Source organism: Bacillus sp. (in: firmicutes), from assembly GCF_031983925.1.
Classification (GTDB): Bacteria; Bacillota; Bacilli; order Bacillales; family Bacillaceae_G; genus Bacillus_A; species Bacillus_A pacificus.
In genome coordinates this window covers 969,761-989,334 of record NZ_DALYZR010000001.1, presented here as the reverse complement: position 1 = coordinate 989,334, position 19,574 = coordinate 969,761, and the positions used below count along the sequence as shown (strand labels likewise).

Annotated in this window: 20 protein-coding genes and 1 pseudogene; 6 read left to right on the top strand and 15 right to left on the bottom strand. The window is 32.8% G+C overall.

Annotated elements, in window-relative coordinates; translation table 11 throughout:
- Nucleotides 1-139: 139 nt before the first annotated feature.
- From RTP99_RS05170 to RTP99_RS05155, 4 genes are all read right to left on the bottom strand, one after another.
- The gene (locus tag RTP99_RS05170; RefSeq protein WP_000703152.1) at nt 140-736 is read right to left on the bottom strand and encodes a DUF1349 domain-containing protein; all 597 of its coding nucleotides are present in this window, start codon (nt 734-736) and stop codon (nt 140-142) included.
- 33 nt (nt 737-769) lie between these two features.
- On the bottom strand, nt 770-1,654 hold the full coding sequence (locus RTP99_RS05165; protein WP_000528687.1) for a GNAT family N-acetyltransferase: 885 nt from the start codon (nt 1,652-1,654) through the stop codon (nt 770-772).
- A gap of 261 nt (nt 1,655-1,915) precedes the next feature.
- Nucleotides 1,916-2,602: an MOSC domain-containing protein gene (locus RTP99_RS05160; protein WP_001262619.1), complete on the bottom strand. Its 687-nt coding sequence runs from the start codon at nt 2,600-2,602 to the stop codon at nt 1,916-1,918.
- A 356-nt stretch (nt 2,603-2,958) separates the two neighbouring features.
- Nucleotides 2,959-4,314 (bottom strand): RNA-guided endonuclease TnpB family protein, encoded by a 1,356-nt coding sequence (locus RTP99_RS05155; RefSeq protein ID WP_000101432.1) that lies wholly within the window; start codon nt 4,312-4,314, stop codon nt 2,959-2,961.
- Nucleotides 4,315-4,738: 424 nt separating this feature from the next.
- Between RTP99_RS05155 and RTP99_RS05150 the strand changes: the two genes are divergently transcribed.
- The gene (locus tag RTP99_RS05150; protein ID WP_000612231.1) at nt 4,739-5,641 is read left to right on the top strand and encodes a LysR family transcriptional regulator; all 903 of its coding nucleotides are present in this window, start codon (nt 4,739-4,741) and stop codon (nt 5,639-5,641) included.
- Nucleotides 5,642-5,733: 92 nt separating this feature from the next.
- On the opposite strand, the pseudogene RTP99_RS05145 reads toward RTP99_RS05150, so the two are convergent.
- The 3 genes and pseudogenes from RTP99_RS05145 to RTP99_RS05135 all read right to left on the bottom strand — a co-directional run bounded on the left by RTP99_RS05145 (nt 5,734) and on the right by RTP99_RS05135 (nt 8,377).
- Nucleotides 5,734-6,020: pseudogene (locus tag RTP99_RS05145) on the bottom strand (hypothetical protein).
- A gap of 24 nt (nt 6,021-6,044) precedes the next feature.
- Nucleotides 6,045-7,169 carry a C45 family autoproteolytic acyltransferase/hydrolase gene (locus RTP99_RS05140; protein WP_046646968.1) on the bottom strand — a complete coding sequence of 375 codons (1,125 nt, stop codon included), beginning with the start codon at nt 7,167-7,169 and terminating at the stop codon, nt 6,045-6,047.
- A 164-nt stretch (nt 7,170-7,333) separates the two neighbouring features.
- Nucleotides 7,334-8,377, bottom strand: coding sequence for an aspartate-semialdehyde dehydrogenase (locus RTP99_RS05135; RefSeq protein ID WP_046646967.1), 1,044 nt, complete (start codon nt 8,375-8,377; stop codon nt 7,334-7,336).
- A gap of 129 nt (nt 8,378-8,506) precedes the next feature.
- On the opposite strand from RTP99_RS05135, the gene RTP99_RS05130 reads away from it, so the two are divergent.
- Entirely contained in the window at nt 8,507-9,379 is an 873-nt protein-coding gene (locus RTP99_RS05130) for a LysR family transcriptional regulator (protein ID WP_000425921.1), read from the top strand.
- 70 nt (nt 9,380-9,449) lie between these two features.
- Here RTP99_RS05130 and RTP99_RS05125 read toward each other — a convergent pair whose 3' ends face one another.
- The 4 genes from RTP99_RS05125 to RTP99_RS05110 all read right to left on the bottom strand — a co-directional run bounded on the left by RTP99_RS05125 (nt 9,450) and on the right by RTP99_RS05110 (nt 12,797).
- On the bottom strand, nt 9,450-10,646 hold the full coding sequence (locus RTP99_RS05125; protein WP_000421212.1) for an MFS transporter: 1,197 nt from the start codon (nt 10,644-10,646) through the stop codon (nt 9,450-9,452).
- A 140-nt stretch (nt 10,647-10,786) separates the two neighbouring features.
- A complete protein-coding gene (locus tag RTP99_RS05120) occupies nt 10,787-11,203 on the bottom strand; it encodes a MarR family winged helix-turn-helix transcriptional regulator (RefSeq protein WP_001065033.1) in 417 nt (138 codons plus the stop codon).
- A gap of 115 nt (nt 11,204-11,318) precedes the next feature.
- Nucleotides 11,319-11,924, bottom strand: coding sequence for a PRK06770 family protein (locus RTP99_RS05115; RefSeq protein WP_000846579.1), 606 nt, complete (start codon nt 11,922-11,924; stop codon nt 11,319-11,321).
- A 99-nt stretch (nt 11,925-12,023) separates the two neighbouring features.
- A complete protein-coding gene (locus RTP99_RS05110; RefSeq protein WP_000720251.1) occupies nt 12,024-12,797 on the bottom strand; it encodes a Cof-type HAD-IIB family hydrolase in 774 nt (257 codons plus the stop codon).
- Between the two features lie 290 nt (nt 12,798-13,087).
- Between RTP99_RS05110 and RTP99_RS05105 the strand changes: the two genes are divergently transcribed.
- Nucleotides 13,088-13,870: an arginase family protein gene (locus tag RTP99_RS05105; RefSeq protein WP_000054642.1), complete on the top strand. Its 783-nt coding sequence runs from the start codon at nt 13,088-13,090 to the stop codon at nt 13,868-13,870.
- Between the two features lie 119 nt (nt 13,871-13,989).
- Here the strand turns inward: RTP99_RS05105 and RTP99_RS05100 are convergent, their stop codons facing one another.
- From RTP99_RS05100 to RTP99_RS05090, 3 genes are all read right to left on the bottom strand, one after another.
- Nucleotides 13,990-15,543, bottom strand: a complete 1,554-nt coding sequence (locus tag RTP99_RS05100; protein WP_000469434.1) for an IS1182-like element ISBce1 family transposase — start codon at nt 15,541-15,543, stop codon at nt 13,990-13,992.
- A gap of 144 nt (nt 15,544-15,687) precedes the next feature.
- On the bottom strand, nt 15,688-16,347 hold the full coding sequence (locus RTP99_RS05095) for a nucleoside/nucleotide kinase family protein (RefSeq protein ID WP_000657881.1): 660 nt from the start codon (nt 16,345-16,347) through the stop codon (nt 15,688-15,690).
- Nucleotides 16,347-17,243 (bottom strand): CPBP family intramembrane glutamic endopeptidase, encoded by an 897-nt coding sequence (locus RTP99_RS05090; protein ID WP_046646966.1) that lies wholly within the window; start codon nt 17,241-17,243, stop codon nt 16,347-16,349. The genes RTP99_RS05095 and RTP99_RS05090 overlap by 1 nt, the downstream gene beginning before the upstream one ends.
- A gap of 391 nt (nt 17,244-17,634) precedes the next feature.
- Here RTP99_RS05090 and cspD point away from each other — a divergent pair, with 391 nt between their 5' ends.
- Complete coding sequence (gene cspD, locus RTP99_RS05085; protein ID WP_000176368.1) at nt 17,635-17,838, top strand: cold-shock protein CspD; 204 nt, start codon at nt 17,635-17,637, stop codon at nt 17,836-17,838.
- An 86-nt stretch (nt 17,839-17,924) separates the two neighbouring features.
- Nucleotides 17,925-18,110: a cold-shock protein gene (locus tag RTP99_RS05080; RefSeq protein ID WP_000286198.1), complete on the top strand. Its 186-nt coding sequence runs from the start codon at nt 17,925-17,927 to the stop codon at nt 18,108-18,110.
- A gap of 39 nt (nt 18,111-18,149) precedes the next feature.
- On the opposite strand, the gene RTP99_RS05075 is transcribed toward RTP99_RS05080, so the two are convergent.
- Nucleotides 18,150-18,701: a GNAT family N-acetyltransferase gene (locus RTP99_RS05075; protein ID WP_000885372.1), complete on the bottom strand. Its 552-nt coding sequence runs from the start codon at nt 18,699-18,701 to the stop codon at nt 18,150-18,152.
- Between the two features lie 299 nt (nt 18,702-19,000).
- Here RTP99_RS05075 and RTP99_RS05070 point away from each other — a divergent pair, with 299 nt between their 5' ends.
- Nucleotides 19,001-19,549: a hypothetical protein gene (locus tag RTP99_RS05070; protein ID WP_046646963.1), complete on the top strand. Its 549-nt coding sequence runs from the start codon at nt 19,001-19,003 to the stop codon at nt 19,547-19,549.
- Nucleotides 19,550-19,574 lie beyond the last annotated feature (25 nt).

Below are 19,574 nucleotides of genomic sequence, written 5' to 3'. Positions count from 1 at the left end.
CTTACTTTTATTATATTATGTAAATTAATATTTAACATTATTAAATGATAAGCATTAATGACTTTTCGGTCAATAAATGTGCTTTGTATTATATAAATATAAAAACCGCATTCTCAATGAAAAGAATACGGTTTTTCATCTATATTTTTTCAGTTGTAAAATCTAAAAACTCAGTCTCAAATCCATTATTTTTAGAAGGACTACACGTGTAAAAACCTATTTTAATAGGCTTATCCCCTATATCTTCCATCAAATGAGCGATTCTGATTTGTTCCCATTGGTGGATTTTCTTCACATATATTGTATAATCACCACGTTTACGAACAATTCGAAAACGAAGTTGCTCGTTAGCTAATTCTGTCGGAAAGTCTTGCGTGGACCAATCGGAATATCCATTATTCGTTACGACAGCTCCTAAATGAGATGGACCATCTGGAATATATTCTAATGAAGTTTTCAACCAACACTTTTCCGAAACCATAACAAAAAGACCAGCTTGATCGAATTTTGAATTTGGATTCATACGCAATTGAACTTCAGCTTGAAAGTCTGTCATCGTCTCTGTATAAAATACATGACCATTCATTACTTCGAATCCATAATGGGTTTTAAGCCAAAAATCTGTTTCGGCTTTCGAGCGGACAATAAGCGCATGATTGTTATTAAGCTTATAATACTCAGGTACATTCATTATAGTAAGTTGCTCAATATGTTCTGGTATATGTGATATTTTCATAGTTCCTCCATAATAAAGCATCTATATGCACATTTAAAATTCTACTAATACTGGGAATTTATAACCTTTCAAATCCAACTCTCTATTACTTCGAACCATTAAATACTTACTTGATTGTAATTCTGTAAACTGTACATCCTCAACCCCTAATTGATCTGGAGAGAAGTAAAATTCGATTTCTGTAAATCTTTCAGCGATCTCCCCACATATTTCATCTAAAACTGGAATTACTGGTGCAAACACTCCATATAATTTCAACTTTTCATTATCTACTTCATACACAATTAGAGCATCTAGCTTCTCTGAATAATACAATTTTCCACTCCATTCCGAATCATACATATTCAAATAAAACGAAGGGCGGAAGTTTAATGTTGAAAAATTATTTGAAAGTCTTTGGCTACTATCTATAGTCTCATGTATTAGCTTTCTATCCTCTTCCATATAATAATCTAGCTCTCTAAGTGAGAAATCATTATTATTCTTTTTATCATATGGAATAGTCATTAAATATTCCTGCACAACTTTAAAACCAAATGATGCATATAGTTCAGGTTTTTCCGTAAACAATAATGCACATTCACATGTTTTATCGATTTCTTCTATCATTTTACTCATTAATTGCGTCATGAGTCCTTGTCCACGAAAATTAGGGTGTGTCATTACCGATTGAATGCCCGCTGCATTTATTCTTTCACCATTTACTAGCAATGGTAGCGAGAATGCCGCAACATTTGCAACCGCTTTATCGTCATGTAAAAAGGATAAAGCTTTGTATGTATCATCCCAATAACCTCTCTCTGAGAAATCATTCAATGTTTGAATTGTAATTCCAAACACTTCTTCAAATAAAGGAAATAACTGCTCTCTTTTCGGTTCTTCTAAAAGAAGTTTTTCAAAATTTTCAACATTCCCCATGTTGTCCCTCCATACGTTAATTCCATCCAATTAGATATAGTTGTAGAACCTGTCCTTAAAGTAATAGGTCTTACCAATCAATATACTATCATAAAATACAAAAAAAGAGTCTAATTAATTTTATGTTTTGACTATTCGAAAATAAGTCGAATAAAAAAATATTAGGATTTTTGAATATTAATGAGTTTATTATATAAAAATAGTGCTTTCTACTTCGTTTTTACTCATAGAAATACACCATTTATAAAAAAATATTTTTTATTATTTTTTCCCTTCAAGTCTTTCCTTCGTATTAATTTCTTCTCCACTTATACGCTTTTCAAAAGACTTTCTCCAACTACTTGAAAGCGCATTTACTTCTAATATTCTTTTTACCCCTTCAATATTTTGTTTTTCCTTGTGCATGATACAGTTAGCAAACGCTATTGAAACACCTTTTGGATCAGACTGTAGTCTTTTTAAAGTATCGACTGATGATACCCATCCTTCTTTTAATACACGAAAATAAAATCCTGTATATCCTGTTTCTTGAAAATATAGTGGTAACTTTGGAATGTTATATTTTTTTGCTAATTTAAAACAAGGTTGCCTTGGTTGTGTTACCTGCACGATTGCCTGTCCGAGCTCAAACGTATCACCAATACAAACATCCTCTTCGCGCATACCACTAACTGTTATATTTTCTCCGAAAGCCCCATATACAAGATTTTGATTCAACTCTTTTTCCCAGTATGGATAGTGATCACCAGTATAAACACAAACTGCTTTATCTACTCCTCCATGATGAACTAAGTCAGCTTGTCCATCCCCATTAAATTTTACAAAAGATAAATATACTGGTTCCTTTACTTGTTTCTTATTTATGCCTGTATGAATTACTTTTCCGCCGTATGTAACCTCTTTTGGTAATCCTATATTTAAAGATAATAATTGAAATTCATTAGCCATTCTATTTCCTCCTTTAAAGGTGTTACATGTATTTTCTCTCGGTTAATTTTTACAACCCTCTCTGTTATGTCAACTACCCCCACTGAGATAAAGCATTTCAGTGGGAGCTTGAGTTCGAACGCTAGGTCTTTTCTTCTATCGCTAGACAGTTTGACGCTCTAGCATTCATGCTACCCTACGGTAACACCTCAAGTCTGTTTTTGGTTGGTACTGACAACGAATGATTGTTTTCCCACTTGCACCACCCTTTCGAAAAAGAGCAGTTCTTCCCTATGGAAGAAGCCACCACTCAGATGACTTCGGCGTGTGCTACAAGCCCCGACGAGTCGCGTACACATGGATGGTTGACGCACCCACTAAGCTATGCGCGAAGCAATAGCCTTACGTTTTTGCACTTCTAATAGAATCGGCGTTTTCACTTTCAGATTGTCATCCAATTCTACAACTCCTGATTTTTTCAATATATTCATCGCACCATTAATATCAGCATGGATACATGTTCCTGCTTTACTTTGATACAGACCACGCGTAATTCGTTTGCCGCTAAAGCGATACTGCGTCCTATCATTCTTAGACCAAACTGGAACCGGATCTTTATCAAGAAAACTAGCTTTTGAAGTATAGCTTTCTTCTTGTTTAAAAAAGCGGATGCCTTCTTTTATACATTTATTCTCAATTGCTGCCATCAATTTTTGAAATGGGATTTGCACAAACTTTTGATTATTCTTTTTCCCCATATGAGAGTTTTGTTTCCAACCAGCGTTATACCCTATAACAATCGTATCTATATCGAATTCTTTCACTTTTTTGAACAATAGGCCTACCGTTTGTGCAATGTAACCGTTTATTTGTCTTTCTCGTTTATGCCAAAGTGCAGCCATTTTATTCGTTACAATACGTTTTGAAATTCCATTGTCCATATTTTTCTGTTGGAGGTTACATATCATTTTGTTGAAGTATTGATTTATGGATTTTAGTTTTTTTCCATCAATTAAGAAGGCATCACCTGTATGGGTTACGCAACTTACTAATCTGTCTACACCTAAATCGCAACTCAAAGCGTTACTCGTAGTCGTGGATGGTTTCTTCATTTGAGAAACGTGCATTTCATATGTATAATGCACCTCAAAGAACCGACCTTTTTGCTTCGGTACAATCTCAATGTAGGAGATTTTTTTATTTCTTAAGTTTTTTGGCATACGTATTTGAATGGAACCGAATTTTTTTCTGAATGCAACATTCATTGGAATGATCCAATACCCGTTCTCATCCACTTTTGGCACTTGATAGATTTCAATGATTCGCTTGTCAGTGGAACGAGAATAATTCGGAAACTTCGGACGACCTGTGAACTTCTCGGGATTTTTCTTCCACTGTTCCAATGCCTTAAAAAAGCTCTTCACTTCTGTAAATAAGGATCTACGAATCGCTTGAACAGAGTTTGATTGAATGCCCGAGTAGTTCATATCATTTTGCATGGCAGTGTCCACTTCTTTGACAGTAGCCATCCTGTTATGATTCAAGTAACTTTGTTTCATCGTGTACAAGCCAACATTTCGCAACGCTTTTGAACTATGCGACATGCGCTGAAGTAAACGAAATTCTTTTGCAGTCAAGCAAGCCCGTCCAATATTCTGTTTCTGCGTGAATCGTTGCATGTTTTCTCTTTTCTTTTGTTTCCGTAATACTTTCATTGCTTTCTTTCTAGCCATTGTTTTCACCACCTTTCTTAGAGAGTTCATTACTTTTGATAAATCAATATTGGGAACGAAATGAAACAACATGCAAACATGTTCTTCATCGTAATTCCTTTTGACTCAAGCAGCTAAATGATAATGATAATCATTATTTAATTTCGTTATCTTACAATCCATTCCCTCCTTATCTACGCAGATTATATCGTAAAACGAAAAAAACATTAGCACTGGGAAAATTACTATGAGCGAAACAACAGAGTTCAGCCTACCTTCTGACGGCAATTCATCTCCACCTGAATTGTTGGGTTTCACCCGTAACACAAATCAGATGGAGTTTTCTTGCCGAAAAGGATAAAGATGATTATAAAATCTCTAAAATCATTGTTCAATTCAATTATTTATATAATAATGATAGGTATAACCTATTATTATACTTGAGGTGATTCCAATCGAATTACGACAACTTGAATACTTTTTAGCTGTTTCAAAAGAATTACATTTCACAAAAGCAGCTGAGAAATTAAATATTTCACAGCCTTCACTAAGTCAACAAATACGCGCATTAGAGCATGAAGTAGGAATGCCACTTTTCGATCGAATTGGTAAAAAAATATCTTTAACTGAAGCAGGGAAGATTTTATTATTACATAGTAAAAACATTTTTCATGAAGTCGAACAAGCTCGTTCAGCTATTCAAGACCTAAACGGATTACAGCAAGGTTCTTTAACAATAGGTGCTTTGTTAACCGTCGTAAATTATTTACTACCGACGGCTATTTTAAATTTTAATAATTTATATCCCAATATAGAACTTTCTGTATTAGGGCTTCGTACTGGAGATATTCGTGAAAAATTATTACAAAACGAACTGGATATTGGAATTACATTTCTCCCGGTGCAAGATAAAGAAATTATTTCTACCCCTCTCTACAAAAGTGAACTTATATTAGTCGTACCAACTGGTCATCAATTAGCTGAACATAATTATGTATCTATTGCTGAATTACAGAACTACCCTTTCATTCTTTTACCTAAAAATTTCTTTTTAACCAAACTAATTACATCTCACTGTCAAAAATTCAACTTTAAACCAAGACCAATTTTAGAAATTAGCACGATGGAATCTTTAATCCAAATGGTTTCCAAAGGAATGGGAATTACAGTTTTACCCAAACCATATATAGACTTTTTACAAAATAAAAACATTCAAGCTATTAAAATAGAAAACCCTACTCCAACAATTGAAATAGGACTAATTTATAGAAAAGATAAATATATGTGTGCTACAACTCGAGAATTTATTGAACAACTAAAAAGAACAGTACATTCTTTACAAAGCTAAACGAACAAAAGAGATTATCCTATGAAGTCATTTCATAACGACCTAGTAGAATAATCTCTTTTCATAATGAAATAAAGTATTAACTATAAATTTTAGTGTACCTTTTTGGAAATGGGAATATATTTTGTAAAATAAGCCCCGACTAACAATAATACGATTGAAAATAGCACTGTCAACATACCGCCGAAATGAAACCAATATGCGAACAAATTAAAAATTGCAAGCGAAAAGAAACAAATTGAAGTTAACGCACTCTTCAATCCTTTTACCTCTGCTTTTTTCTTTTTTCATAAGTCATATACATTGAAACGAAAACAAATAAGATAAGAACAATCGGTAACACTACTTTTAGCAATAGCACTTCCTCCTGTATATACATCCAGATATCACCACATTACCCCGTTTATCCTTTTGGAATCAATTTATTATTCTCTTCCCTCCAAAAGTCAGTATAAGTTTTATTTTTAAAGTTCACGTTCACCTCAGAAAACGGCATGCTTCCTCCAACTTTCAATGAGTACCAGTCGTTTAAAAGTGGTGATCCAAAACAAATCTTCATTGTACGATCATGTAAATCTAATAATACAGAATGTAAAGTTCCAAACCATTCTTCATAGTTATGTACAGTTAGTCCAGCAGGATATTCTTCTTCTACTAACTTTTTTAAAGACTCAATGCTCACTTGTTCATATCTATTTAAATGCTCATGTAAAACGTGGTATCTCTTTGTAGATTGTTCTAATCTCCTATTATTTAATTTCTGAATAGATGAACTAACTGCATGGTTTGTTGATACAATAAAAGCTTGATTGTCACCATCAATCGTTGTTGTGAATTTATGACCGTCAAATATTTCAATATGTGCTGCATTTAAAGGATCTGCTACTATTAAATTAATATTACTAGCAATTGGTATTTCTTCTATTAGTGACTTAGCTTCCTGCACATTTTTACATTTCTCCAACAACAGTCGAATTACTGCAAAACATTGTAAACCACTTACTGCTGGCTTTCGTAGACCTTCAATATTTCCTACTGGTTGACCACATGCTGAAAATGTAACAGCTAATCCATGCTCGTTAACCCCTTCCGTTCGGCCAAAATATTGAGTAGAAAAGCCACTATGTGCATACGCACCTTCAACATGAGTTGAACAAAAACGCATATCATCTATTTTTGGTGACAAATCATAATTTCTTAATACATATGTGTGTTTTGAATCTGTCTTTTTAGGTAATACTGCACAATGACTACAACCTGCTTTCAATAGTGTTTGATAGTAATACATCATATTTTTAGAAGGAATTTTCAACACTTCACAAAAACCTTCAATTTCTTCATTAATTCCAGAGCAATATTGATTTAATATATTTCTAGATTCTGTAAAATGGTTAGGCGATATTAAGTTTTCTTGCTGTATAAATTGCGGAACAAGATAAGAATGTTGTTTTACAAATTCACCTTGTTGCTTACCGATTTCATAATGACTTCCTTTGAGCGATGAAAAATACCCCTTTACTTGATACATCTAATTCCCCCTTATTGAATTTATCCATATCGTACCAAATAAACTGTATTCATTCTTGATGTTTTTTACTGTCTTTCAAATCAAATGTGGTTGGAATAAAGCGAACAGTTATAAAATAAAAACTAGGAAACTGTAACCTTTAACAGTTCCCTAGTTTTTTAATACTAAATGATTCCCTCTTCCACCATCGTTTCTGCAATTTGAACCGAGTTCCACGCCGCACCTTTTAATAAATTATCGGAGACAATCCAAAGATGGAATCCGTTTGGCATATCAGGATCTTTTCTAATTCTTCCGACAAATGTATCTATTTTCCCTTCTGCATATAATGGCATTGGATACAGCTGTTCACTAGGGTTATCTTGCAAAATAACACCTGGTGCATCAAGCAGTACTTCTTTAATTTCTGCAACAGTTACTTCTTTTTCAAGTTCTATATAAACCGCTTCTGAATGACCTGATACAACCGGAACGCGCACACAAGTAGCTGCCATTTTCAAGTTGGGGTCTTCTAAAATCTTCTTTGTTTCTTGAATCATCTTTACTTCTTCAAAGGTGAAATCATTATCCGTAAATATATCTACTTGAGGAAGTACATTAAATGCAATTGGATAATGTTTTTTATCTTTTTTCGCTGGTAATATAGTACTCTCCACTTCTTCACCTGCAAGTATTGACTTAGCCTGTTCTTTTAATTCTTGAATCGCATGAATACCAGAACCCGATACAGCTTGATAAGTTGAAACGATAATTCGTTCTAATCCGAATACTTTTCGTATTGGCTGAAGAGCTGTTACCATCTGTAATGCTGAACAATTCGGAACTGCTATTATACCTTTATGTTCCTTTAAAGTGTGCGCATTTACTTCCGGAACAACAAGCGGTACATCAGGTGCCATTCGGTATTCACTAGTGTTGTCAATTACGATTGCACCGCTAGAGACAGCTTGATTTACAAATTGTCTAGAAACTTCTCCTCCAGCGCTAAAAAAGGCAATATCTACCCCTTCAAAGCTATTTATTTTTGCTTCTTGTATAATGATCTCTCGCCCTTTAAATTGTACTGTCTTACCAGCCGATCTTTTTGACGAAAGTAACGTAACTTCAGCTATATTAAACTTTGTTTCTTTTTCTAACAGTTCAATAATTTTCTGACCTACTGCACCCGTAGCCCCAACAATAGCTACATGATAGCCCTTTTCACTCATCTTTTCTCCTCCAATGTTAAATGAATAAATATTTCTACAATTTCATTTTATAAGGAATTTAATCATTTGGAAAATTGAAATACGTGATATAATCATTCACAAATCATGATAATAAAAGAGGGATTTTTTATGGAAATGAGACATGTTAAAACTTTTTGTGCCATCGTTAAGTATGGTAGCTTTTCTAAAGCTGCTCACGCGTTAGGTTATGCGCAATCTACTGTAACAGCGCATATGAAAGCATTAGAAAACGATTTACACCTCCCTCTTTTTGATCGATTAGGGAAAAAAATACTTCTTACAAAAGCAGGTCATCAATTTCATCCTTATGCTTTAGAATTACTTGCAATTTATGAAAAAGCGCAAGAAATTCCTCAAAATACCGATCAATTAGAAGGTACATTAAGTATTACATCAAACGAATCATTAGCAGTGTACCGTTTACCACAATTATTACGTACTTACAAACAGAAAAATCCGAAAGTAAATATCGTACTTGAAACAAATACAAATGAACAAGCATTACAAAAATTACGTGAAGGAGAAACAGACATTGTCTTCATAATTGGAGAATGTATAGAACATAATGATTTCATTACGCGTACATTTAGTAATGAAACATTTGGATGGATTTTACCACCTCATTATTCTATACAATCTAATCCGTTTTGTTTATTAAAGGATACTCAGTTTATTTTTACTGAACAAAGCTGCGGTTATAGACCAATGGTAGATCGTTTTTTACGTCAAAGCGGGAATATTCCAGCTAAAACATTTGAAACTTCCAACGTTGAAGTTATTAAACAATCCGTTATGTGTGAGTTAGGAATTTCAATTCTTCCTTACATCGTTGTACAAGAAAGTTGTCAAAAAGAACAACTCTGTTTTCAGCCTATCGAAACGTCAACTGTTATTCAAAGTCATATAATCTATCATAAATCTAGATGGATTTCCCCTGTAGTACAGTCGTTTCTTTCACTATTAAAAGTGATGAAAGTATAAAAAGAATATGAAAGAAAACATGAATTGAAATCCTTTGAAGAATATCAATCCACGTTTTCTTTCATACTCCTTATATAGTCATCTTCTTTTTATTAGATAATGCTTTTCCTTTAACTAGAACAAATATAATCGGAAGGACGAGTAAACTAGCAATTGCACACATTATTCCTAAAGAAGAAAACGGAAATCCATTACTTACGGTAAGCGACGCTAAGCCAGAAGCAATAGTCATCCCAATATACATGGCAGAGCTATTTAATGCCATCACAGTCCCCCGCACATCTGGTTTTAATTCTGAAATTAGTGCCGTTAATGATGCTTGGCCAAATCCAATAAATAAACTCCAAATGATATGTAAAGTAATTGCAATTACTAGATTTTCTATGGAAAGCGAGAATAATATTACACTTATTGAGGTTACAATACTCGCAATGGATATAACATTCTTCTTTCCTATTTTATCAGCTAACTTCCCACCCAAAATGTTACCAGCTACACTACCAACTCCCGCCAAAAAGATTACAACACCTATTTCACCAACGGAAAGGCCAAAATTATTCCCATAATAAACACCTATGTACGAAAACATGCCGTGTAATCCAATTGTCCATAGAAACGTTGCTAATAATGCAAATAAAACTGAAACATTTACTAAAACCATTTTAAGTGGCGCACTTAACGTTTTCGCTATAGAAACATGCACATTGTTTCTCTGTTTTTCATTTCTTAATATGCGATTAACTAGTAATGTAAGAAATAAAGTTAATAGTCCTATACTATAAAATGTCCATTGCCAATTTCCTACTTCAGATAAAAATGCACCTATAGGTACTCCGATGACTGTCGAACCTACCATTGCTCCCATAATCGTTCCCATCGCTTTTCCTCTTGACTCATATGTAACTTTATCAACTACTAATGCAAAAACACTTGGCATAATCATCGCACCAGATAAACCTGTTAGGCCGCGAAATAATAAAAGAATTTCAAAACTCTTCGCTAATCCCGTACAAAATGTAGAAATAGAGAAAATAGTAAATCCTATTATGATCATACGTTTCCTTCCAACTCTATCAGACATCGTTCCAAGTACAGGTGCAGTTATTCCATAACAAAGTGCATAAATAGTAATTAATAACCCTCCACTTCCATCAGGAATACTAATTGTTTCTGTAATTACTGGTAATAAAGGTGCCACTAATAATGAATCTAATCCAACAAAAAAAGCTACAATTGCCAAAATGCGTATCATTGACTTTAACTCCATATATAACTCCCCTTTATTTCATATATGAAATAACCCTTTATTATGACCCCTTCTTCAATTTTTACTACTCTACATTTTATTTCACATATGAAGTATTTATATAAATAAAAATGTAACAGAGTGTTACATTTTTACTATATTTAATTCAAGTGCTTCTTCCACTTTAATAATAAATCCTCTAAAATCCCTTCTTCTTCTTTCGTAAAACAACCACAATTCTCTTTTAAAAAATCACTATATTGCACATCGACTTGCTTTTTCGTCTCTTCACCTTTTTTAGTTAAATAAACGAGCGTTTCACGTTGGTCATTCGGGTTCTTCTCTGTCATTACGTAACCATCACGCTTCATCCGTTGAATCATTGTTGTCATATTACTTGGAACACATCCCATGTTTTCAATTAACTTTGACATAGATACTTTCCCAGATTTTGCGAGTACTTGAATCACTCCAAATTGTACGTAACTTATATCATACTGTTCGATTGCCTTATCTAGATTTTTTTGGAGTAAATGATAAACATCACGAATATTACCGTAAAGCTCTCTGTTATTCATATGTAAGCCCCTCTAATTTATTTCATATATGAATCATATTCCCATTTATTTCTTGTGTCAACAAAAACACCTTTGTATGCATAACAACAAAGGTGTTTCAAAATCAACATACTTCTTATTTATTAGTCTGTTCTCCACCTGCAATTAATTTACTACCTGAATATGTACCTTTTTGCATAAACACTTGATTAATTAACTCTTTTTGTTCCGCTTCTGACATTACTCCTTTTCCTTCTCCTAAATTCCCGCTTTGTAATTTCCAAATCTTATTATGATCCTCATCCATCTTTTCATATTGTCCTTGTTTCCATCTCTCTAAAATGTCTGCATATGTAGTTCCTTGTACTAGATCATTACTTTTTACAATATCAAGCAAACTTTCAATTCGTTCTTGTGTAATAAAAATATAACCCCATTTTTGATCAGCCTTCGTTTTTTGATGTGCCATTTCATGTAATGCTGTCTGTATGTTTTCATCTGTCCATTTAAAATTTTTATTAAAACCGCTATTCGGTAATGAATGATTGCCATTTTCTAAAAGCTTTGCATCTTCAGCTTTTACATTACTATCAGCCAGCACTTCTGCTGCCGGAGCAGCTGGTGATGCCTTTTTCGCAGCTGGTTTACTATTATTCAAATAATACAGCATACCATATGTTAAACCTACTCCGATTACCGCCATGCCAGCTATAATTCCAATTATTTTAAAGAATGTTTTCATCTTGCTTGTTTCCTCCCGCATATCTCATTCATAATATCTATTTATCAAAAACAGATGCAGCATCTCTTTTTTTCGCTGCTTACTACAATTTTTTTCATACTAGTTAACATAAACATAACTTTTACTTTCTAAAAATGTAGCAACTCCATCTTCATCGTTACTTTTAGCAATATATTTAGCGACTGCCCTTAATTCCTCAACAGCGTTACTCATCGCTACACCAATCCCACATTTCTCTATCATTTCCATATCATTGTAGTCATCTCCAAAGGCAATAACTTCAGATACGTCTCGATTTAAGTGCTGTAGAACATATTGAATACTATTCCATTTTGAAACTTCTGCATGCATAATTTGACACAACGTTCCGTCATCTGTAATGACTCCCCTGCATTCATCAGGCAATTCTTTAATAAATTCCTTGTTTATTGAACCTTTAGTACAAATAATTGCTTTAGAAGCTTTTTCAAAGTTTAAATCTCTTACATCAATAATTTCAAACGGTACATTACCAAAATAATCAGTAACATCAAAATTGGAATACAACTTATCATCTATTTCAAGACAAATCTGATGAAGATTATACTTTATTGCAATTTCTATGATTTCTAAAATGTCATTTTTAGAAATCTTCATTTCATATAAAATATCATTACCTTTAAGAACTAAAGCCCCGTTATAACAAATGATAATCTCACTCTTTAACACGTTGGGAATATATTGTTTTATAGCTCTTGGCGGCCTTGCTGTAGCAAAAATCAATTCGTCTCCATTATTTTTACATTCCCTTAGAATATTAATAGATTTCTCTGAAATTGTTTTATCACTTCTTAATAAAGTCCCATCAAGGTCTGAAATAATAATCTTTTTCATACTTATCTTTATTCTCCTTTCATGAATAATGATTCGAAATATTGGCTATTTTTTCGAATCAACATAGCATCTGCCGATAGTTAATCTCAACTTTCTTTTTGTCTCAATTTAATTCCCAGTATCATTTCCATTTGCTACATATTTCCTTATATTGTATTCCTTTTCTTTATGAATTGAAAGATTATTCCGTCAAAAATACCATCTTTTTCAAATGCAACTTCACCTCTAAGCATTTCATTTTAATTTTATAAAAATATGTGCTAGCCTACATATAAAGGAGATGAATAAATATGAGTTTATTGCATAACGGTTTAACTTTTTTAAACTTTGATGATACGTATTTATTACAAAATAAACTACATTCTTATTCACATGAAGATATTGATTTTACTCATTTAGAACACTCAAATCTATATTGCGAAAACACTTCTTTAATGCATATAAAAAGAGCATTAAGTCGTAGAAAGAATAAAGGAATTACTTTTATAGGTTCTGGAAATTATCATTATGTATCTCATTTACTATTAGAAGAAATGGACAAGCCTTTTACCCTTATACTATTTGATCATCATACTGATATGAACTTAAAGGGAGCGAATGAACAGACTCTTATTTCCTGTGGATCTTGGGTATCATTTTCTCTTCAAAATAATGATAATTTAAAGAAGGTAATCATTATTGGACCTTCTTCTCTAACAATTCATTCTAATGATTGTCCATACGTAGAAATTTTTCCAATTGATATATCACATGAAGTATCCATACATACAATACTTTCACATATTCATACAGAAACAATATATGTAAGCATTGATAAAGATGTTTTAGATCCAAAAGTTACTATTACCAATTGGGATCAAGGACACATGAAATTATCTAGACTTTTACAATTTATTCATTCTCTAATTATGAATAAATCTATTTATGGTATTGATATTTGCGGTGAACTCCCAGTTTATCCTTCTCAACTTTTCTTACCTAAATATAAAAATGCTATCCATAAAAATGAACAAGCAAACTTACAAATTTTAAAAACAATTTATGAAACGAACTTACATATTCAATATGCGTAAAAAGAACGAGGTTGTCCCAAAAGGTCGTTAAAAACGACCTTTTGGAGACAATTTCTTATATTTCACCTTTATATGGATAAAAACCCCAATCATAAATAGAAAACCCATTGTTTTTCTACTTATGATTGGGGTTTTTTCGCTTTTGATTGAGCTGTTGTTGTCCATTTCCGTAAATTATGGGCAACACAAATAAGACCCCATTCCAGTCGATTTTTGGAAAGGCCTCGTAAGGAAAAACGTTGGAAGAAACGATTGTATTTAATATGACCAAATACGGGTTCCACCTCTATTTTTCGCTTTCCATATAATTCTTTACCTTCTTTTGTATGTAAACGTTCGCGTACTTCTTTTCGCTGTTTTTGATTTTTGACAGAGACACTGATAGATTTTGTTTCTTTTCCTTTGGCACATGTTTCTTGAAATGGACAGCCTAAACATTCTGTACAACGATAGGTTCTTTTGATAGAAGTATAACCATTGCTTGTTTGTTGTTTGCTTTCATGTGAAAAAATAAGGCGTTTTTTATTTGCACAAATCCATTCATCTAGTTCTTCCTCATAAAACATATTTTCCACGCGACCTATTTGTTTCGTCCACGCCTTCTTTTGTTCTTTTTCAAACGTATTGTATTTCACATATGCTTTCATTTTTTTCTCTTCACAAAATGCATAGTTTTCTTCACTTCCATAACCAGAATCGGCAACTACATTTTGAGGCTTTACACGATTGTACTTCTCAAATATTTCAAAATGAGGAATCAAACAGGTTGTATCTCCCGCTTTTTGATGAATACTAAACCCTGTAATAAATTGATCCTCGGTTCCGATTTGTATATTGTACCCTGGTTTTAGTTGACCATTTTTCATGTGATCTTCTTTCATCCGCATAAAGGTCGCATCTGTATCTGTTTTCGAAAAGCTATTTCTTTCTTGAAATGTTTCTTTATGAGCTTCGTATTTTATTTTGCGCGGAAGAAGATCATTTTCTAACTGACGCTTTGCTTTTTTCATCGTTTTATTTTTCGGTTCATCTTGTAGGCGTTTTTCTAAGGTTTGAATGGTTTGTTTAATTTTTTCTGAAGTGACCGAACAGGTATCTTTCATTTGTTCTTCTTCTAATTCCGCTTTCTGATCGTCTTCACTTGCTTGTTCAATTGTCGCGACAATTTTTTGGTACTTCTCATCTAGTTTTTGATCATATTTTTCTGTGGATTTTTTCCATACAAACGTATATCGATTGGCATTTGCCTCGATTTTTGTTCCATCTAGAAAATAATCTTCGAGTTTGACAAGCCCTTCTTGTTTCAACAGGTCGATGAGAGAGAAGAAAGTTTCATAAATCACGTCTTTCATGCGCTCCGATCGAAAACGATTGATCGTACGAAAGTCTGGTGTTTTTTCATCAGAAAGCCACATGAAATGGATATTTTCATGGAGTTGTTCTTCAATTTTTCGAGAAGAATAGATTCCTTTTGCGTAGGCATATAATAAAATTTTCAACATCATTTTTGGGTGATAAGGTGGTCTGCCACCACCTGGATAACGTGATAAGAGGATAGAGAGATCCATCGCTTCTACAGCCGTATGAACCACACGTGAAAGATGATGTTCAGGAATATGAACCTCAACATCTAGTGGAAAAGTCAGTTGGTTTTTGTTATAATCTATAAACACAAAAGAATCGTTCCTTTCTTTTGATGATTTGGTTGTGGTGACTTAATTATATCAAAAATGGACGATTCTTTTTTATATTTTCCGTAAAGAAAGAGGTTGCCCAAAAGTAGCTATTCAGCTACTTTTGGGACAACCTCGTTCTTTTTATGCGCGATTTTCTTTTAACCACTTCGTAATCGCATCTAATCTCGAAACATCAAAACGACTCTCTTCACACACATGTAAACTGTTTAAGTTATTTACAATTTCTAGTTCATTCGTTTTCACACTTTTCGCTTCAATTATTTTACAGTACCCGTCTGTAACGTTATTTAAATTTTCATAATAACGTTGAAACGATTTTGATATATATAAATGTTTTTCAAAGTTTCTTCTTCTTTTAGTCTCGTCAGATTCTTTCCGTTTTCTAAGTTCTTCATCATTTGTATATAAATAAAAATATTGATCAGGAAAACCAATTTCCCTATTAACCAGCTTTTCCTTATAAAAGTCTTCTATTAAAGATAATGGCTGATCAAATATTTCAAAATGGAAACACCAATTATAACTAAGCGGCTGATAAATGTCTCCATCAAGTATTATTAATTTATATTGCTCTGACTTCTGCATTGCTATTTTCCAGCGCTCTACTTGTTTTTCAAAATACCATGTTCTATGTTCATTTTTTGGTCTTTCAAATAAAAAATTCACTTCAGGTATAATATAAGCTCCATAATTCTTTTCTAACTCACGACATGTGGTACTCTTACCAACCGCGCTCGCTCCCTCAAACGCTATAATCCCCATAGTTTCTCCCTCTTTCATTAACTTAGATTTCGTTGTTTCGCTTTTCTCCCCCATAACTGTTTCCATAGAACAATTGAAGCGATAGAGAGCATTATTGTTGTAATGATACTACCTTCAATACCAAATGTGCCTCCATGCAATATTTCTGGTCCATTTGTTATAGACTTAAAAATCGGAGTGGAATATACATTTGTACCACTAACGGCGAAACCATATACATTATATTGTGCCCAATTCCAAATTGAGTGCCATGCACATATTCCCCATAGACCATCTTCTTTCAATACGTATAAAGCTGCGTATACTCCAACTAATATTATATTCGATATAGATAATATTGTAATTCCCGGATTAAGGAGATGAAGAAATCCAAATAAAAAAGAAGTAACAATTATTCCAACCCATATACGACTTCTAATAGAAAGAACCGGGAATAACCAACCTCGCACAATAATTTCTTCAGTTGCCCCTTGTATTAAAAATGCAATTAAGGATCCTAATATACCTACTATTACTGTTGAGGTAATATGTTGTACTTGTAATTTTACACTTCCCATTAGTAACAGCAAAATAACTGGTATTGAAATAAATACAAACCCTATTAACGCACCTTTTAAATACTTTCTCATCCATTTCTCTTTCCAAAAACCAATGGATGAAAATGGCCTTTTTTCTACAAAACGAATCCATATAAATAAAATGAGTATAGCTCCTCCAAATGTTAACAGCATTCTAATATTATCATAAATTCCTTTCATGAATGTTGTTTCAACTTTCGGTAAAAATAACATAAACAACATAAATATTTCACCTAAAGTCAAAAATATAATGGCTAATATTACAGCAAAGATTGGATGGACTTTTTTTCTCCCTGTTTTTGCTGCTTCAATTATTTTAAATGAATTATTTTTCACTCTCTTTCCTCCTTTTCCTTTATTAATATTTAATTCCCATCAGTTAACAACCATATTTTACCACAAGTGACCTATTAATAATATTTCACTCCATTTTTTACATGATTTTGCATAAACCAAAATTAGGAATAATATATAAATAAAAGAGATGTTTTTGCGTCTTTTACCATCCTATTTCACACTGGTATTACCAGCACTTGCTATTTCCCACCATTTGTTGTAAGATAGTAATTAAGGTCAATTTAACAGTATATTTTCTTTGCATATTATCAAGTATCAATCAGGAACATTTTATATTCCTTATGGGTTTTTGATAATATGTGAAATTTTATTTTTCATTCAAATAAGGCCGAACATATTGTAATCTTTTTAATTTTTAGGAGGCATTACCATGACATTAACAGGTAAAGTAAAATGGTTTAACAGCGAAAAAGGTTTCGGTTTCATCGAAGTTGAAGGTGGCAACGACGTATTCGTTCACTTCTCAGCTATCACTGGCGACGGCTTCAAATCTCTTGACGAAGGTCAAGAAGTTAGCTTCGAAGTTGAAGACGGTAACCGTGGACCTCAAGCTAAAAACGTTGTAAAGCTATAATTCAAACAATAAAAAGGTTGTTACCAGCACGGTTAACAACCTTTTTAATATATAACTAAAATTTTTTACATAAAAGGAGTGGTTACATGTATCGCAATCGAAAGAACGATGTAGCAGAAGTACCACCAGAACAAACCCCTGTCTGGGAATGTGAAGCAGAGGATTGTTTAGGATGGATGAGAAAGAACTTTTCATTTGAAGAAGAGCCTAAATGCCCTTTATGTAAAAGTAGCATGAAAAGCGGAGAACGTTTATTACCTAAGTTAGGTTAATTTTTAGCTTAACCCCTCTTATTTAAGAGGGGTTTTTTATTATAAATTTATAACTTCAACATCCGTTCGAACTATAGAATACAATAGTGCATCATGTTGCTTATTTCCTTGATGAATATATCCACGTAATAACCCTTCTTTATGAAAGCCTATTTTAGATAACATTTTACAAGAAGTAACATTTTCAGGGTATGTAATAGCACCAATTCTAAATAAGCCTAAATCTTGAAATCCATAATGAATAATTTCCCTGGCTGCTTCTGACGCATAACCATTCCCCCAATAACGAGGATGTAAGTCATATCCAATTTCAGATCGTTTACTCCATAATTGTAAATTATTTAATCCAATTGTACCTATTAAAGCATTTGTTTCTTTTAATACAATCCCCCATCGTATTGCCTTTTTCTCAAAATAATTTTTTGAAAAAGATTCAATCATACGTGAAGCTTGTCCAAACTCCGTAAAAGAATTCATACCGTAAAAACACGTTACCTCATCCAATGAAAAGATTTCAAATATTTTTTGACAATAAGATTGTTCTATTTCAACTAAACGCAAACGTTCTGTTTCTAATATAGGAAATGCCATAGGATCACTCCTTTCTTTCTACTTATTCATTATAGCAGAAAACATATTTATAATTAGGAAAGTCCTCAATGTCTCATTAATCAAATATTTCAAGAGTAGCCTACCCTCTTAATTCAATACGAACTAAGAGTAACCCTTCTTGCTTTCACATGATGAGAAAAAATAAAGAGATGATCATAGTACACTGACCATCTCTTTATTCCATACTCACTTTTCCCTTCTAAAACAACACCCTACCCCATACATTTATGGTAAAATATAGTTGATACATTATTTTATTGTGGAGGTGTAAATTTCCTTTGTATATATTCATCAGCTTATCCCTCTTACTCATATTACTCATATTTTTATTTGCGAAAAAGTTCGCCCCAAACTCATTCATGATGACTAGTTTTAAAGGCAATAGCTTTAAAACATTTTCAATCAGCATTTTAATCGCCGCTACTCTTTCTCTTTCATATGGAATCTATCACGCAGCAACATATCAACCTAAACATTTAGATATCACACTTCAAAATCAAAACTTTACTGTTTTCGGTAATGTTGGAGAGCTTGGATATTTCTCAGAAGAATTACTAAAAAAAGATACAGAAGTTAAGCTACATTTTGCCTCTTGGAAACAAATGCAATTAAATAATCCAGAAATAATAGTAAACTATCCTTCTGGTAAACAGGAAACATGGAAACCGAACATTACATTAATTCCTGCCAATAAATTAAAAGAGAAACATGGTATAAAAGAGCTTTATCAACTCTCATCATATTCATTTAAAGAATCCGGTAACATAACATTAACGATTACTGAGAATCATAAAACGAATCAAAAGATCTCAATTCAAGTAAAATAAATAAAATGTCCCTCCAATATAACGG